This is a genomic window from Roseibium sp., from assembly GCF_048261595.1.
GTDB lineage: Bacteria > Pseudomonadota > Alphaproteobacteria > Rhizobiales > Stappiaceae > Roseibium.
Map to the genome: position 1 here is coordinate 51,089 of NZ_JBLXFW010000003.1, position 15,514 is coordinate 66,602.

The following is a 15,514-nucleotide window of genomic DNA, read 5'->3' on the forward strand; positions in this document are numbered from 1 at the left end:
CGTGACGCCACTTGGAGCAAAGATCCGGGAGCTGCGCCAGAAGCGCGGCATTTCGCTGAAGGAAATGGCAAACGGGCTGTCGGTCTCAAGCGCTTATCTGTCCGCGCTGGAGCATGGAAAGCGCGGCAAGCCGACCTGGTTCCTGGTCCAGAGGATCATCACCTATTTCAACGTCATCTGGGACGAAGCTGAAGAAATCCAGAGACTGGCAGAACTGTCTGATCCGCGTGTCACCATCGACACGTCCGGCATGCATCCCAAGGCCACGGAACTGGCAAATCGCCTGGCAGGCAAGATCGAGGGACTTTCCCCGGAGTCCCTGGAGCATCTCCTGCATCAATTGCGGGTGGTCTCCGCAAAGGATGGCGTATAAGCATGTCATCCATTGCGATGCCTTTACGCAGCATTATCTCCCGGGCTCTATAGAGAGCGCAGACAAGACAGTTGGTTCGGAGGTATTCCGGACCGGATCGAAGACGGCCCGTTTCATGAAGATTTCCCAAGACGACCTTGCCGGCCTGATTGATACAGATGCCCTGCGCCAACGCTTGACGGATCTGACATCCCAGACCGACGGTGACGGCTCGGACCTCAAGATCCGATCGCAGGTGCTGAGTGAACTCAAGGCGGCCATGAAATCCGGACGCGAAGTCGCTCAGAACGGACTCAACGAGGATGGTGGCGGGCTTCGCTGCGCCTGGCGCCTATCGCATCTGCAGGACGAGCTGATCCGGGTCATCTACGATTTTGCCCTGTATCACGTCTACAGAATCAAAAATCCGTCGACGGCCGAGCGCATGTCCGTGGTGGCCGTCGGAGGCTACGGCCGCGGCACCCTGGCCCCGGGATCGGACGTCGATCTTCTGTTCGTGCTACCCTACAAGCAGACCCCCTGGGGCGAGCAGGTGGTGGAATATATTCTCTACATGCTCTGGGACCTGGGCCTGAAAGTCGGCCATGCAACCCGGAATATCGATGAATGCATCCGGCTGTCGCGACAGGACATGACGATCCGTACGGCTATCCTGGAGGCTCGCTACATCTGGGGCGACGAGGATCTCTACAACGATCTGGTAGAGCGCTTTGCCGCCGAGGTGATCGACGGGACAAGTTCGGAGTTCATTGCCGCCAAACTCCAGGAGCGCGACGAACGCCACCAGAGGCAAGGCATGTCCCGTTACCTTGTCGAACCGAACATCAAGGAAAGCAAGGGTGGACTGCGGGATCTGAACACCCTCTTCTGGATCGCCAAGTATCACTACCAGGTCCGGGACCAGTCTGAACTGGTGAAAAAGGGCGTCCTGTCCCGATCCGAGTATAACCGTTTCGTCAAGACCGAGGACTTCCTCTGGGCCGTGCGGTGCCACCTGCACTTCCTGACCGGCCGCCCGGAGGAACGACTGTCCTTCGACGTACAGCGGGAAATCGCCATCCGTCTCGGCTACACACAGCATCCTGGCATGAAGGATGTCGAGCGCTTCATGAAGCACTATTTCCTTGTGGCAAAGGATGTCGGTGACCTGACCCGTATTCTTTGCTCCGCGCTGGAAAATCAACACGTCAAGCAGCCGCGCGGCCAAGGCGGGATTTCCGGGCTGGTCCGCCGTCTGCGTGCCGGCCGACCGGCAGGCAATGCCCAACCGGTCGACGGCTTTGCCGGTTTCGTGGTTGACAACAACCGCCTGAACACGACGTCAGAAAATGTATTTGCCGATGACCCGGTGAACCTGATCCGGGTCTTTCATGTCGCGGACAAGAACGACTTCAACCTGAACCCGGAACTTACAAAGCTCATCCGGCGATCGCTCAAGCTGATCGACGCGAACCTGCGCAAGGATCCGGAGGCCAACCGGCTTTTCCTCGCCATACTGACATCGCGCAATACGCCCGAAAAGACCCTGCGCAAGATGAACGAGGCCGGCGTGCTCGGCCGGTTCGTGCCCGATTTCGGCAAGGTCGTGGCGATGATGCAGTTCAACATGTATCACCACTACACGGTCGACGAGCATCTGATCCGGTCGATCGGCGTGTTGTCCGAAATCGAGCGCGGCGAATCCGGCGACGATCATCCCCTGGCGACAGACCTGATCCGCACATTGCAAACGCGCAAGCTTTTGTATGTCGCTATGTTCCTGCACGACATTGCCAAGGGTCGGCCCGAGGATCACTCGATTGCCGGCGCGCGGATCGCGCGCAAGCTCTGTCCGCGCTTTGGCCTCAACAATGCCGAGACCGACACGGTCGCCTGGCTGATCGAGCATCATCTGGACATGAGCACAATCGCCCAGTCGCGCGACCTGTCCGACCGCAAGACGATCACCGATTTCGCCAACATGGTGCAGTCGGTCGAACGTCTGAAGCTGCTGCTGATCCTGACCGTTGCCGACATTCGCGCGGTCGGCCCCGCCGTCTTCAACGGCTGGAAGGGGCAATTGCTGCGCACGCTCTTCTACGAGTGCGAGCCGCACCTGACGGGTGGGCACACCAAGGTCTCGCACAGTCAGGCCGTCGAGGAATCGAAGCGGATCCTGCTATCGAAGCTGGACCATTGGACGGAAAAGGCACGCCAGAGCTACATTGACCGTCATTACCGAGCCTACTGGCTGCGGATCGATCCCGATCGTGCCCTAGCCCACGCAGAACTGCTCCGGAATGCGGACAAATCGGGCGATCAACTGGCATTTTCGGTAACCCCGCATTCCTTCGAAGGGGTAACCGAAATTACCGTCCTGGCACCGGATCATCCACGCCTGCTTTCGGCAATCGCCGGAGCCTGCTTCGTCACAGGCGCGAATATCGTCGACGCACAGATCGACACGACAAAAGACGGCTTCGCCCTTGATACGATCTTCATCAGCCGCGAGTTGCCGGACGATGCGGATGAAAAACGCCGCGGCGAGCGCATTGCACAGCTGATCGCCAAGACGCTGCGCGGCGAAGCGCCACTACCGGAGAACGCAGTCAAGAAATCCAGCGTGAAGGGCCGGATGAAGGCGTTCAAGGTGGAAGCGGAAGTGCTGGTCAACAACTCCTGGTCGGATGACTACACCGTCCTGGAGGTTTCCGGGCTCGACCGGCCCGGCCTTCTGTTCGACCTTACGCGCTCCATCGCGACGCTGAACCTCAATATCGGCTCGGCGCACATTTCAACCTTTGGGGAGCGGGTCGTTGACGTATTCTACGTCACCGACCTGACCGGACAAAAGATTGCCAATATCGGGCGTCAGGAAATCATTCGAGAGCGCCTTGCGGCAGCGGTCGGCGGGGAACTGGACATGAGTCCGGCAGCTCCGGTTTCACGACAGGCCTCCTGAGCTCTCGAACATTTCCGGGTAGGCCCCGGGCCATGAGTTTTGCACGATGAGTCTGTTGAAGAATTTCGCGACGGTTGGCGGAGCCACCATGGCGAGCCGGTTGCTTGGCTTCGTACGGGACACATTGCTCGCCGCGGCCGTGGGGACCGGGCCCGTGGCGGATGCATTCGTCGTAGCCTTTCGCCTTCCCAATCTTTTCCGGCGGCTGTTTGCCGAAGGTGCGTTCAACTCTGCCTTCATTCCCCTGTTCGGCCGAGCGGTAGAGGAAGATGGCACTGCTGGAGCGCGGAAGCTGGCAGGTGAAATCGGCTCGGTCCTGATCAGCACTCTTCTCGTCCTGACGGCGCTGGCTCAGATCTTCATGCCGGGCGTGGTCTGGGTCCTGGCGCCCGGGTTCGTCGACGATCCGGCGAAATTCGACCTGACCGTGCTGATGAGCCGGATCGCCTTCCCGTATCTCATCTTCATGTCTGCGCTCGCGTTCCTGAGTGGCATCTTGAACACCTACGACCGCTTCGGCGCTGCGGCTCTTGCCCCCGTCATGCTGAATGTGGTGATGAGTCTGGTGCTGATCGCGATACTTGTCCTCGACGTAGAGCATTCCCAGACGCTTGGGATTATCCTGACCATCGGCGTGAGCGTTGCCGGGCTGGTGCAGCTTGCCGTGGTACTTTGGGACATGCGCCGGGCGGGGTTGTCGGTTCCGATCCTGCGCCCGCGAATGACCCCGTCGGTAAAACGACTCCTGAAGCTGGGTGTCCCCGGGGTCGTCGCAGGTGGTGTCACGCAGATCAACGTCGCGGTCGGACAGGTCATTGCATCCCTCCAGGAAGGCGCGAATGCCCTGCTCTACTATGCCGACCGGCTCTACCAGCTTCCGCTCGGCGTCATCGGCATCGCAATCGGCATCGTTCTGCTGCCCAGCCTGACGCGCCAGCTGAGATCCGGTCACCTCGACCAGTACCAGCGCAGCCTGAACAACGCGCTGGAATTTTCGCTCGTCCTGACCCTGCCGTCTTCTGTGGCGCTGGCAGTCATTCCGCATGAAATCGTCTCAGTGCTTTTCCAGCGCGGTGAATTCGATGCAACCGCTACGCAGGGTACCGCGGCTGCTCTCGCAGCCTTTGCCTTCGGGCTGCCCGCGTTTGTGCTCAACAAGGTCTTCTCACCGGGCTATTTCGCGCGCGAGGATACCAGGACGCCAATGTATTTCGCGGCTGTCGGCATGGCGGTGAATGTCGCGCTTTCACTTGCTCTCTTCCCCTACCTCGCACATGTGGGGATCGCTCTGGCCACAACTGTCGCCGGTTGGATCAACACGGGTCTGCTGGTCGTCGTGCTCTGGAAACGCGGGCATTTTTCCCCGGACCTGAGGATCCTGCGCAAGCTGGTCTTCATCCTGCTCGCCAGCCTCGGGATGGGCATCGTGATCCATTTCGCCTCGATCTGGCTGGCACCGTGGATCTTCGGACCGGGCCTGCCGGTTCGGATCGGGGCTCTTGGCCTGCTGGTCCTGATCGGCATGGCGGCATTCGCTGTGCTGGTCCAGATTACGGGCGGCAGCAATCTGGTGGGCCATATCAAAACGTTGAAGCGCGGCAACACCTGAGAGCTGATTTCCTCTCGAAGGGCGAGATTGCTTGCATGATCGCGCGGGCATGCCTAAACCCGATCCGTCAATGAAACCAAGGGCCCTTCCAACCGGCTACTTGCGAAAAGGATCATACTATGACGGCCTTCCAGCCTCGCGTCTTCTCCGGCGTCCAACCGACCGGCAATCTCCACCTCGGCAACTATCTCGGTGCGGTCTCCCGCTGGGTTCCGCTTCAGGACCAGATGGAAACCATCTTCTGTGTCGTCGATCTTCATGCGATCACGGCCGGGTTCCCTTCTGCCGCAGAACTGCAGGGTGCTACCCGCGAAGTTACCGCCGCTTATATCGCCGCCGGTATCGACCCTAAGAAATCGATCATCTTCAACCAGAGCCAGGTCCGTGAGCATTCGGAACTGGCCTGGATCTTCAACTGCGTGGCGCGTATGGGCTGGCTCAACCGCATGACCCAGTTCAAGGAAAAGGCAGGCAAGAACAAGGAAAACGCTTCCGTCGGCCTGTTCGCCTATCCCAACCTGATGGCGGCCGACATTCTGGCCTACCGCGCAACCCATGTGCCGGTGGGCGACGACCAGAAGCAGCACCTGGAGCTGACGCGCGACATCGCGACGAAGTTCAACCACGACTTCGCAGAAAACATCAAGGAACTGGGCTTGGGCGTGCCGAACCCCACCCCGTCCCCTGAAGTACCGGACGAAATCTTCTTCCCGCTGACAGAGCCGATGATTGCAGGTCCCGCGACCCGCATCATGAGCCTTCGCGACGGCACGAAGAAGATGTCCAAGTCAGACCCTTCCGACCTGTCGCGCATCAATCTGACAGACGACGCGGACTCCATCGCCAAGAAGGTGAAGAAGGCCAAGACTGATCCGGAGCCGCTCCCGAGCGAGACCGATGGCCTGAAGGACCGCCCGGAAGCCGACAACCTCGTCGGCATCTACGCGGCCCTTGCCGGCATGTCGAAGGCGGAAGTCCTCGGCGAATATGGCGGCCAGCAGTTCTCGGCCTTCAAGCCGGCACTCTCCGACCTGGCAGTGGCCAAGCTGTCGCCGATGACCGACGAGATGCGACGCCTGACCGCTGACCCCTCCGAAATCGACAAGATCCTCAAGAATGGTGCGGAGAAGGCCTCTGCAATTGCAGAGCCTGTCCTCAAGGATGTGCGCCGGATCATCGGCTTTCTGGAAGTTCGCTGAGACGCCACGTTCTTTGAAAAACATCTCCAACGCCCGGGCATGTCCCGGGCGTTTCTATATTTCCGGCGAGGACCCGCAACGGCACTAGACTTGTTCCGGCCAGCCGGAAGTCCCATGTCTCAATAACCACGCGACAGGGAGCTTGAAATGCTAGTGACGACCACCAACACGCTGCAGGGCCGCGAAATCACCGACTACAAGGGCATTGTCACCGGCGAGGCCATTCTGGGTGCCAACCTCTTCAAGGATATTTTCGCAGGCATCCGCGACATCGTCGGCGGGCGATCGGGCGCCTATGAGGAGGAACTGGCGAAAGCCCGACAGATCGCGCTGCACGAAATGCAGCAGCAGGCCTCGGCCATGGGTGCCAATGCGGTGATCGGCGTGGATCTGGACTATGAAACCGTCGGGCAGAACGGCTCCATGCTGATGGTCAGCGCAACCGGCACCGCCGTTACATTTCGCTAGACGCGGCTGTCCCAAAGCGAAAAAGGGCCCGCCGGAGGCGGACCCTTATGCCGTTACTTGAATGCCAGATCTCAGAGACCTTCGAAAAGAGCCGTTGAAAGATAACGCTCCGCGAAGGATGGAATGATGACGACAATGGTCTTGCCGGCCATTTCGTCCCTCTGACCAACGCGGATCGCGGCAGTCAGCGCAGCGCCGGAGGAAATACCAACCGGCACACCTTCCGTCTTTGCTACTTCACGGGCCATCGCAAACGCGTCTTCATTCGCGACTGTCGCGACTTCATCAAAGACAGACGTATCGAGAACGCCCGGAACGAAGCCGGCACCGATGCCCTGGATCTTGTGCGGGCCGGGGTTCCCACCGGACAGCACCGGGCTGTCGGCCGGCTCGACCGCAACCACGTGCAGATCCGGCTTTCGGCTCTTGAGAACCTGGGAAACACCAGTGATGGTCCCGCCGGTTCCGATGCCGGAAACAAATACATCGATGGCGCCATCGGTATCGTTCCAGATTTCCTCAGCGGTCGTATTGCGATGGATTTCGGGGTTGGCAGGATTCTCGAACTGCTGCGGCATCACCGAATTCGGGATCTCCTCCAGAAGCTCCTGAGCCCGACCAATCGCGCCCTTCATACCCTTGGCGCCGTCGGTCAATTCCAGCTCCGCGCCCAGGATCTTGAACATCTTGCGGCGTTCGACGGACATGGTTTCCGGCATGACCAGGATCAGGCGGTATCCCTTCGCAGCAGCCACAAAGGCAAGCGCAATACCCGTGTTGCCGGAAGTAGGCTCAACCAGAACCGACTTGCCGGGCTCGATCTTGCCGTCGCGCTCAAGCGACTCGATCATGGCTACACCGATACGGTCCTTAACGCTCGAAATCGGGTTGAAGAATTCGAGCTTGGCCAAGAGGTTTGCCTTTACGCCATGGGCATTGGCCAGACGGTCCAGACGGACAATCGGTGTGTCGCCGATGGTCTCGGTGATCGAGGAATAGATCCGGCCACGTCCCGGCTTCTTGTCACTCATCATAATCTCCCAGTTCGATTGCCGCTTCGGCGTGTTCTGATGATTGGAAGTTAGGTCCTATTGTCGAAAAATGCGAGGGGTGACGCACTCAAGCCGTTCCCGTCGAACCAAATCCGCCCTGTCCGCGCACGGTCTCGTCCAGTTCCTCAACCTCGATGATCGTTGCCTGATGGACCGGAGCAATCACGAGCTGTGCGATCCGGCTGCCGCGTTCGATAGTAAAGGTTTCCTCTCCCAGATTGATCAGGATGACCTTCACCTCACCACGATAGTCCGCATCGATCGTGCCGGGCGTGTTCAGCACAGTAACGCCGTTCTTGGCGGCGAGACCCGAGCGAGGGCGCACTTGCCCCTCAAAACCAGCCGGAATTGCCATGGCGAGACCGGTTGGCACAAGTGCCCGCTTGCCCGGCAAGATGTCCACAGGGGTGTCGACAGCAGCAAGCAGATCAAGACCGGCCGCCAGATCCGACTGATATGCGGGCAAGGGCAGACCCAAGCAATTGGGAAGACGTTTGATTTGCAGACTGACGGTCATGACGGATCCTGTTTCCTGTCCATTTCGTTCTCCGCTACTCATCGATCTGGGCAAGGTCTTGTCAACTCTAACCAAAGCGGGCTCCCCCTGTTTTCGGTATTCCCTTGCGGAAGGCAGGGTCGAATGAAACACTTCGACTGCGGATTATGATTACGTCCAATGGGAGGAAGGATCGTGAATGCGCAGAAAATCCCGCAGGTTTCACAGTGCCTTATAGCAATGGAAAGGACTTGGAAGGGCCTTTTGATGATTGAGTGCCCAATCTCTCAAGTTCAATGAGGACACCGACACTCATCATTGCCGGTGTTGCAGCGCTCGGGATTGCTCTCGTAATGAGTCTGGCTGCCCCTTCGGCACAGACCTCCGGATCGAAAGCAGCCCCGATGCAAGTTGATCAAGGCACAGACCGAAACTGAAATGAGCAGGCAAGTGCCGGCAACCGCCAAGCCGGCACTTGCCATTTTTCAAAGCCAATCGCTCGCCCTGATGTAACGACAGGATAAAATCTGAACTCAATTTTGCGAATCAGCCTGAAGGGCTTCGGCAATCCGCACGACCAGTCGGCGAGCGACCTCGCTCTTGTTCAACGCCGGCCACGCATCGATACCGTCGCTGCTGACAATGCGCACCGTATTGGCGTCCCCACCCATGATTCCCGTTTCCGGACTGACGTCATTGGCGACAATCCAGTCGGCCTTCTTGCGCTCCAGCTTGGAGCGGGCATTGTCGATCAAATTCTGGGTCTCGGCGGCAAAGCCGACCAGTAACGCCGGTCGCAGGCTCTCGTGATGGCCAATCGTTGCCAAAATATCCGGGTTCTCGACCATCTCCAGGGCAGGTGGCTTGCCGGATCCGTCTTTCTTGATCTTCTGGCTGCCTTCACTCGCCACGCGCCAATCGGCGACGGCCGCGGCCATAACTGCAACATCGGCCGGAAGCGCGCTCGTCACGGCATCCAGCATCTGGACGGCTGTCTCCACGTGGATGACATCGACACCCTGCGGATCGGGAATCGAGACCGGCCCGGATATGAGTGTGACGCGTGCACCCGCCTCTGCCGCCGCAGCGGCAATGGCATGACCCTGCTTGCCGGAGGATCGGTTGGCGATGTAGCGAACCGGGTCTATCGGCTCATGCGTCGGACCTGACGTTATGACGATATGACGGCCGCTAAGCGGACGGGTGCCAGCATCCGCATCACCAGACAGAAGCTTTGAGGCAGCTTCTGCAATCTCGAGGGGCTCGGCCATCCGACCGACGCCGGCTTCGCCACTCTCGGCCATTTCGCCGCGGTTCGGACCAATGAAATGCTTGCCGTCAGCGTGCAGGGTCTCGACGTTGCGCCGGGTTGCCGGGTTGTCCCACATCTTCGGGTTCATGGCCGGCGCAATCAGTACCGGCTTGTCGGAGGCAAGGAGCACCGCCGTCGCCAGATCGTCGGCAATTCCGTGAACCATCTTGGCCATGAGATCGGCTGTCGCCGGAGCAATCAGGATCAGATCGTAGTCGCGCGCCAGACGGATGTGGCCGACATCCTGCTCCGCCTCCCGGTCAAACAGATCCGTGTAGACCTTCTGAGCGGTCAAGGCGCCAACGGCCAGCGGCGTCACGAACTCGCGCGCTCCGCGGGTCATGATGGCATGCACGCTGGCACCACGCTCTCGCAGACGCCGGATCAGATCCAGCGACTTGTAAGCGGCAATACCGCCGGAAATGATCAGCACCACGCGCTTGTTGGTGAGCATGTCGATAGACCTTCAAGGGCCGGATCAGGTGCCGGACCGGAAATCGCGGGGCGCTGCGGAAATCACCTGATTGCCGGAGCCGGTCAGCTGATAGACGGCCAGGCCGCGCTCGTTCTGTCCGTCGGAGCGGAAGCGGAACAGACCGTCGATGCCGATGAAGCCATCCCGGTTGGTCATGACACCCGTTGAGAACCTCTGAGGACCGGCCGAGCGGACAAGTCCGGCAGCAAGGGTTACGCCGTCATAGGCGAGCGTTGCATTTCGCGGAGGCACGGAGCCGTAGGCGCTCTGGTAACGGCCGGCAAAAGCCTGATAACCCTTGTCCTCGGGACCCGGATACCAGCTGCCTGCCATGATCGGGTTGGACTTCATGTCCGGAGTGTCCCACTGCCCGCTGCCGAGAACCTTCACACGGCCGAAATCGGCGCCCTGGACGGTAAGCGTCTGGACGACCAGCGGAGCAACCCCTCCGCCTGCCGGCACGAACAGGGCGTCAACCTTGCCCAGCGAACCCGCAATGGTATTCGTCTTGGCGATGAGGTCAGACGTGTCGGAGCCGTTCAGCTTGTAGCGCTGGATCGAGACGATCCGCCCGCCAATGCGGCCGACTTCCTGCCGGAACGCCGCCTCGGCGACGGCTCCGTAGGTGTCGTCCGGCAGCAGGGCCGCATAGGAGCGCTTGGACTGGCTGGCAGCGTAACCGATGATACGCTGAACATCGGTCTGCGGCAGGAAGCTCAAGAGGTAGACACCGCGCGATGCGACGGACGCATCAGACGAAAAGGCAACAAGGGGGACACCGGTCGAGCGCGCAACCGCAGCTGCCCCGGAAACTGCCGGGGAAAACACCGGTCCAAGGATCAACTCAGCGCCTTCCGCGATCGCCGACTGGGCTGCCGCACGCCCGCCTTCGGCAGTTCCTCCGGTATCCTTGACCAGAAGCTGGACATCCGCATTGGGAAAGTTGTTCAACGCCAGCTCGGCAGCATTGCGGAACACCGTCCCGATCGATGTCGAACCACCGCTGGCATTCATCGGAAGCAGAAGGCCAACCCGGACGGAACCGGTTCCAAGAACGTCGCCGGTCGCAGTTCCGACCTCACCGGGATTGATCGAGGTTCCCGGGTAGGATCCGAGTGTAGACCCCATGCAACCGGCGAGGCCGAGCGCGAGAAGACCTGCCGCCCCAGCGCGCGCACCCGCCATGACCGATTTCACGGTCCGGTCAATGCCAGAGAAAGGACCGGAGAAAAGCGTCGCGTCGTTCAAGTCTGCCTCCTGAAACACATTTCCAAACACTTACGAATTCATTGAAGATCTGTCCAGTTTCACCGCATCCAAGATGGGGACACCTGACCCGGCTCGGATTTGCGCTTGAGAAAGCGATCGGCCACCATTAGCCAGAACGACATGGAAATTCCGCGTGCATCCAGCACATGGCCAGTGAAAGACACCCTCGCATGAACTCCCCGACCGGTGCGGACCAACGCCGCTACATCCTGTCCCAGCACGCGTTCTCCGCTCCGCCACTTGAGCCCGCGCTGTACATCGTCTCGACTCCGATCGGAAACCTGGGAGACATCACCGTGCGGGCGCTGGAAACCCTTGCGGGAGCCGCGGTGATCGCCTGCGAGGACACGCGGGTGACCGGAACGCTCACTCATCGCTTCGGCCTGAAGACACCACTCATGCCCTACCATGAGCACAACGCGGACAAGCAGCGACCCAAAATCCTGGAGACCCTTGAACGCGGCGAGGCCGTTGCCCTCGTCAGTGACGCCGGAACGCCGCTCATCTCCGATCCGGGGTACCGGCTGGTGCGCGACGTGGTGGCAGCGGGTTACAAGGTGGTTCCGATCCCCGGTGCCTCTGCCTTGCTTGCCGGCATGGTCGGCGCGGGCCTACCCAGCGACACGGTGCTCTTCGCAGGCTTCCTGCCGCAAAAAGGCGGACCAAAGACGCGGCGCATCGAGGAATTGGCGAAAATCCCGGCCACGCTCGTATTTTACGAAAGCCCGCGCCGGGTCGGCGCGACACTGGCGACCATGGCCGAAATCATGGGCGAGACCCGCGAAGCCTGTGTCGCCCGCGAACTGACCAAGCGCTTCGAGACCTTCGAACGGGGAACCCTCGGTAGTCTGGCAGAGCTATTCTCGGGCGATGCGCCTAAAGGGGAGATCGTCATCCTGATCGCACCGCCGGAAGAGGCGCCGGAAGCGGACGCAGGCGATGCGGAAGCGCTGCTTGTCGAGGCCCTTAAGGACATGCCGGTGAGTGCCGCCGCCAAGACGGTCGCGAAACAGACCGGGCTTGATCGCAATGACCTGTACAAGCGTGCACTGGAGCTGAAGGCCGGCGGCGACTGACTGGCGAACGCGGAGAAACGATGGGGAAGGGGCAGATCACAGACGAGAACCGCAAACGGCAACGCGCCCAGCGCCGCGGCCGTTTTGCCGAGATCCTCGCCGCCCTGTCGCTGCAACTACGCGGCTGGCGCATCCTGAAACGGCGCTACAAGACGAGAGCGGGCGAAATCGACCTGATCGCCAAGCGCGGCAAGACGGTCGCCTTTGTAGAAGTAAAGGCCCGCCGGACCCGGGAGGCCGCCATGGAGGCAGTCACACCGGCCAGCCAGCGGCGTATCGTCAAGGCCGCACGGATCTTCATAACCGAACACCCCAAGGCCGCCTTCTTCACCTTGCGCTTCGACGTCGTCATCGTCCGTCCCTGGCGCTGGCCCGAGTGGATCCGAAACGCTTTCGAGGCACACGGTTGAGCCAGGAGCGACGATACCGACCTCTGCCCCACTGGACAAAGACGTTTGCGAAACGCATATCTGGACCAACCAAACCATAATTCCCTCCAGCGCGACACACGCGCCCCTGCCGGGAGACGTCTCACATGGCCCTCAAGGTCGCGGTCCAGATGGACCACATTTCCTCCATCAACATTGCCGGGGACAGCGCCTTCGCGTTGATGCTGGAAGCGCAGGCGCGGGGCCACGAGCTCTATCACTACACGCCAGACCGCCTTGCGATGATCGGCGAGGAAGTCTTCTGCGGACTGGAGCCGGTGGAGGTTCGCGACGAGGCCGGAAACCACTTCAGCCTCGGCGAAAAGAAGCGCTTCAACATGGCGGATATGGACGTGGTGCTGATGCGCCAGGACCCGCCGTTTGACCTCGCCTATATCGCAGCAACTCATATTCTGCAGAAGATCCACCCGAAAACACTGGTGGTGAACGATCCGGTCGAGGTGCGCAACGCACCGGAAAAGCTGTTCGTGACCGAGTTTGCGGACCTGATGCCGCCCACGCTGATCACCCGGGACAAGTCAGAAATCGACCTGTTCCGCGCCGAATATGGCGACATCGTCATGAAGCCTCTGTTCGGCCACGGCGGCGCGGCGGTGTTCCGTATCACCTCGGACGATCTCAACTACGGCTCGCTCTACGATTTCTTCGCCGCGACCTTCCGGGAACCCTGGGTCATCCAGCAGTTCCTGCCGAACGTGAAGCACGGCGACAAGCGCATCCTTCTCGTCGACGGTGAATTTGCCGGCGCCGTCAACCGGGTACCAGCCGAAGGCGACCTGCGCTCCAACATGGTGCGGGGCGGCGCGGCGCGGGCCAGCGAGCTGACCGAGCAGGAACGCCACATCTGCGAACGTCTCGGCCCGTCCCTGAAGGCAAAAGGCCTGATCCTGGTGGGCATTGACGTGATCGACGGCAAGCTGACGGAAATCAACGTCACCGCCCCTACCGGCATCCGCGCCGTCAAGCGCATCGGCGGCCCGGACATCGCCGCCCATGTCTGGGACGTGCTGGAAGCCAAGGTGAAGGGTTAAGGCTGAAGCCGGACGCAATCTTTCAGGCCCCTCACCCCAGCCCTCTCCCCATGGGAGAGGTCGGCACGTCAGTGCCTAGTGAGGGGACCAGCATCTAGGATTGTTCCGCAATTTCGCTGTCTTAGGTCCCGGGTCTTCGCCCGGGACGGCGAGTAGGTCGACACGCTTTCTCTCAGCCTCATCCGGAGGAGCGGGCATTGCTCGCGTCTCGGTAAAAGAGGACTGTCGCGCCACACCCTCCTGCGTCATCCCGCACTTGATGCGGGATCCATTGGCACCCGTGTCCTCACGATGAGGAAAGGTACTCCCGGCATGGCGAAAATGGAGGGGCTTTGTGACCTCTCCCGAGTCTGTTGCTAAACCCCAGAACCTGTCATCCCGAACGAAGGCAAAGCCGCGGATCAGGGATCGGAGAGCCGGGGTGTTTCGGAAGTCAACTGCCCGAAACCGAGAGGATTTTGATACTACGGTCCCGGGTCGCGCTTCGCTTGCCCCGGGTGACTAATTTAAAGGTTTGTACCTTCGCCGACAGTCCAGGGAGAGGGACTGCGCCGCCTCTCCCTCTGCCGTTCCGGTTGATGGCGAGTGTTACTCTGCAGCGTCGACCTTGATCACGCCGCGGCGGATCTGGTCTTCCTCGATGCTTTCGAAGAGCGCACGGAAGTTGCCTTCGCCAAAGCCTTCGTCACCTTTTCGCTGGATGAACTCGAAGAAGATCGGGCCGATGACCGTCCTGGAGAAGATCTGCAAAAGGATCTTGGTCATGCCGCCGTCAACGACGCCTTCCCCATCGATCAGGATGCCGTGCTGCTTCATCCGCTCGATCGGCTCATCGTGGCCCTGCACACGGTCGAAGCTCTGCTCGTAGTAGACCTCCGGCGGGCCGGGCATGAACTTCAGGCCATTGGCCGCCAGCTTGTCGGTGGCATCGTAGATGTTTTCCGTGCCGACCGCGATGTGCTGGATGCCTTCGCCCTTGTACTTCTTCAGGTATTCGACGATCTGGCTGGTGTCGTCCTTGGACTCGTTCAGCGGAATGCGGATCTTGCCGCAGGGCGAGGTGATCGCCCGGCTGACGAGACCGGTGATGCGGCCGTCGATGTCGAAATAATGGATCTGCTTGAAGCCGAAGAGCTCGCGGTAGAAGTCCCACCACTTGTCCATATTGCCGCGATAAACGTTATGGGTCAGGTGGTCGAGATAGTAGAAGCCGACGCCTTCCGGCTTGGGGTTCTTCTCGTCCAGCCAGTCGAACTCGGCGTCATAGGCAGAGCCCTTTTCGCCGTATTTGTCGATGAAATAGAGAAGTGAGCCTCCTATGCCGACAATCGCCGGAGCATCCAGCGCCTTGTCGGTGCCGGTGTAGGGTTCCGCACCCTTGGAAACGGCATGGTTGAAGGCGTGTTCTGCATTGACGACGCGCCAGGCCATGGATGGGGCACAGGGTCCGTGATCCTCGACAAAGCGCATGGCATGGCTGCCCGGCTCGGCGTTGATCAGGTAGGTGACGTCGCCTTGGCGCCAGACGGAGACCTTCCTGGTCTTGTGGCGGGCGACTTCCCGATAGCCCATACGGGTGAAAAGCTCTTCAAGCTTTTCCGGCTCGGAATGGGCGAATTCAACGAACTCGAAGCCGTCGGTTCCGGCCGGGTTGTCTGCGGTTACCCGCGCCACCGGCGCATCGTGCGGAAAGGGACCCATGAGCTCCTCCTCTGAAGTCATCTGAATGTTGGAGAAGCATGCTCTCTTTGACGCGCAAGGTGT

Annotated in this window: 13 protein-coding genes; 8 read left to right on the forward strand and 5 right to left on the reverse strand. The window is 60.4% G+C overall.

Features of this window, described 5'->3' with window-relative positions:
- Position 1: 1 nt before the first annotated feature.
- The 5 genes from ACN0SY_RS11345 (at position 2) to ACN0SY_RS11365 (ending at position 6,590) form a co-directional block, all read left to right on the forward strand.
- A complete protein-coding gene (locus tag ACN0SY_RS11345; RefSeq protein ID WP_417687250.1) occupies positions 2-373 on the forward strand; it encodes a helix-turn-helix domain-containing protein in 372 nt (123 codons plus the stop codon).
- 115 nt (positions 374-488) lie between these two features.
- Positions 489-3,314, forward strand: a complete 2,826-nt coding sequence (locus tag ACN0SY_RS11350; protein ID WP_417687251.1) for a [protein-PII] uridylyltransferase — start codon at positions 489-491, stop codon at positions 3,312-3,314.
- 46 nt (positions 3,315-3,360) lie between these two features.
- Positions 3,361-4,923 carry a murein biosynthesis integral membrane protein MurJ gene (gene murJ / locus ACN0SY_RS11355; RefSeq protein WP_417687252.1) on the forward strand — a complete coding sequence of 521 codons (1,563 nt, stop codon included), beginning with the start codon at positions 3,361-3,363 and terminating at the stop codon, positions 4,921-4,923.
- 119 nt (positions 4,924-5,042) lie between these two features.
- Positions 5,043-6,122, forward strand: a complete 1,080-nt coding sequence (trpS, locus tag ACN0SY_RS11360; RefSeq protein ID WP_417687253.1) for a tryptophan--tRNA ligase — start codon at positions 5,043-5,045, stop codon at positions 6,120-6,122.
- A gap of 147 nt (positions 6,123-6,269) precedes the next feature.
- Complete coding sequence (locus ACN0SY_RS11365) at positions 6,270-6,590, forward strand: heavy metal-binding domain-containing protein (RefSeq protein WP_417687254.1); 321 nt, start codon at positions 6,270-6,272, stop codon at positions 6,588-6,590.
- Between the two features lie 71 nt (positions 6,591-6,661).
- On the opposite strand, the gene cysK is transcribed toward ACN0SY_RS11365, so the two are convergent.
- The 4 genes from cysK to ACN0SY_RS11385 form a co-directional block, all read right to left on the reverse strand.
- Positions 6,662-7,624, reverse strand: coding sequence for a cysteine synthase A (gene cysK, locus ACN0SY_RS11370; protein ID WP_417687255.1), 963 nt, complete (start codon positions 7,622-7,624; stop codon positions 6,662-6,664).
- Positions 7,625-7,709: 85 nt separating this feature from the next.
- Positions 7,710-8,159 (reverse strand): dUTP diphosphatase, encoded by a 450-nt coding sequence (gene dut / locus ACN0SY_RS11375; protein WP_417687256.1) that lies wholly within the window; start codon positions 8,157-8,159, stop codon positions 7,710-7,712.
- A 512-nt stretch (positions 8,160-8,671) separates the two neighbouring features.
- A complete protein-coding gene (coaBC, locus tag ACN0SY_RS11380; protein WP_417687257.1) occupies positions 8,672-9,904 on the reverse strand; it encodes a bifunctional phosphopantothenoylcysteine decarboxylase/phosphopantothenate--cysteine ligase CoaBC in 1,233 nt (410 codons plus the stop codon).
- Between the two features lie 24 nt (positions 9,905-9,928).
- Entirely contained in the window at positions 9,929-11,110 is a 1,182-nt protein-coding gene (locus tag ACN0SY_RS11385) for a penicillin-binding protein activator (protein WP_417687902.1), read from the reverse strand.
- A gap of 254 nt (positions 11,111-11,364) precedes the next feature.
- Between ACN0SY_RS11385 and rsmI the strand changes: the two genes are divergently transcribed.
- From rsmI to gshB, 3 genes are all read left to right on the forward strand, one after another.
- Positions 11,365-12,270, forward strand: coding sequence for a 16S rRNA (cytidine(1402)-2'-O)-methyltransferase (rsmI, locus tag ACN0SY_RS11390; protein ID WP_417687258.1), 906 nt, complete (start codon positions 11,365-11,367; stop codon positions 12,268-12,270).
- A 20-nt stretch (positions 12,271-12,290) separates the two neighbouring features.
- Complete coding sequence (locus ACN0SY_RS11395; RefSeq protein ID WP_417687259.1) at positions 12,291-12,680, forward strand: YraN family protein; 390 nt, start codon at positions 12,291-12,293, stop codon at positions 12,678-12,680.
- Positions 12,681-12,805: 125 nt separating this feature from the next.
- Positions 12,806-13,750, forward strand: a complete 945-nt coding sequence (gene gshB / locus ACN0SY_RS11400; protein ID WP_417687260.1) for a glutathione synthase — start codon at positions 12,806-12,808, stop codon at positions 13,748-13,750.
- Positions 13,751-14,338: 588 nt separating this feature from the next.
- Here gshB and hppD read toward each other — a convergent pair.
- Entirely contained in the window at positions 14,339-15,451 is a 1,113-nt protein-coding gene (hppD, locus tag ACN0SY_RS11405) for a 4-hydroxyphenylpyruvate dioxygenase (protein WP_417687261.1), read from the reverse strand.
- Between the last annotated feature and the right edge of the window lie 63 nt (positions 15,452-15,514).

Coding starts and splice junctions, on each gene's coding strand:
- cysK (WP_417687255.1), bottom strand. CDS start 7,624: ATGATGAGTGACAAGAAGCCGGGACGTGGCCGGATCTATTCCTCGATC.
- trpS (WP_417687253.1), top strand. CDS start 5,043: ATGACGGCCTTCCAGCCTCGCGTCTTCTCCGGCGTCCAACCGACCGGC.
- hppD (WP_417687261.1), bottom strand. CDS start 15,451: ATGGGTCCCTTTCCGCACGATGCGCCGGTGGCGCGGGTAACCGCAGAC.
- rsmI (WP_417687258.1), top strand. CDS start 11,365: ATGAACTCCCCGACCGGTGCGGACCAACGCCGCTACATCCTGTCCCAG.
- murJ (WP_417687252.1), top strand. CDS start 3,361: ATGAGTCTGTTGAAGAATTTCGCGACGGTTGGCGGAGCCACCATGGCG.
- ACN0SY_RS11350 (WP_417687251.1), top strand. CDS start 489: ATGAAGATTTCCCAAGACGACCTTGCCGGCCTGATTGATACAGATGCC.
- ACN0SY_RS11385 (WP_417687902.1), bottom strand. CDS start 11,110: ATGGCGGGTGCGCGCGCTGGGGCGGCAGGTCTTCTCGCGCTCGGCCTC.
- ACN0SY_RS11365 (WP_417687254.1), top strand. CDS start 6,270: ATGCTAGTGACGACCACCAACACGCTGCAGGGCCGCGAAATCACCGAC.
- dut (WP_417687256.1), bottom strand. CDS start 8,159: ATGACCGTCAGTCTGCAAATCAAACGTCTTCCCAATTGCTTGGGTCTG.
- coaBC (WP_417687257.1), bottom strand. CDS start 9,904: ATGCTCACCAACAAGCGCGTGGTGCTGATCATTTCCGGCGGTATTGCC.
- gshB (WP_417687260.1), top strand. CDS start 12,806: ATGGCCCTCAAGGTCGCGGTCCAGATGGACCACATTTCCTCCATCAAC.
- ACN0SY_RS11395 (WP_417687259.1), top strand. CDS start 12,291: ATGGGGAAGGGGCAGATCACAGACGAGAACCGCAAACGGCAACGCGCC.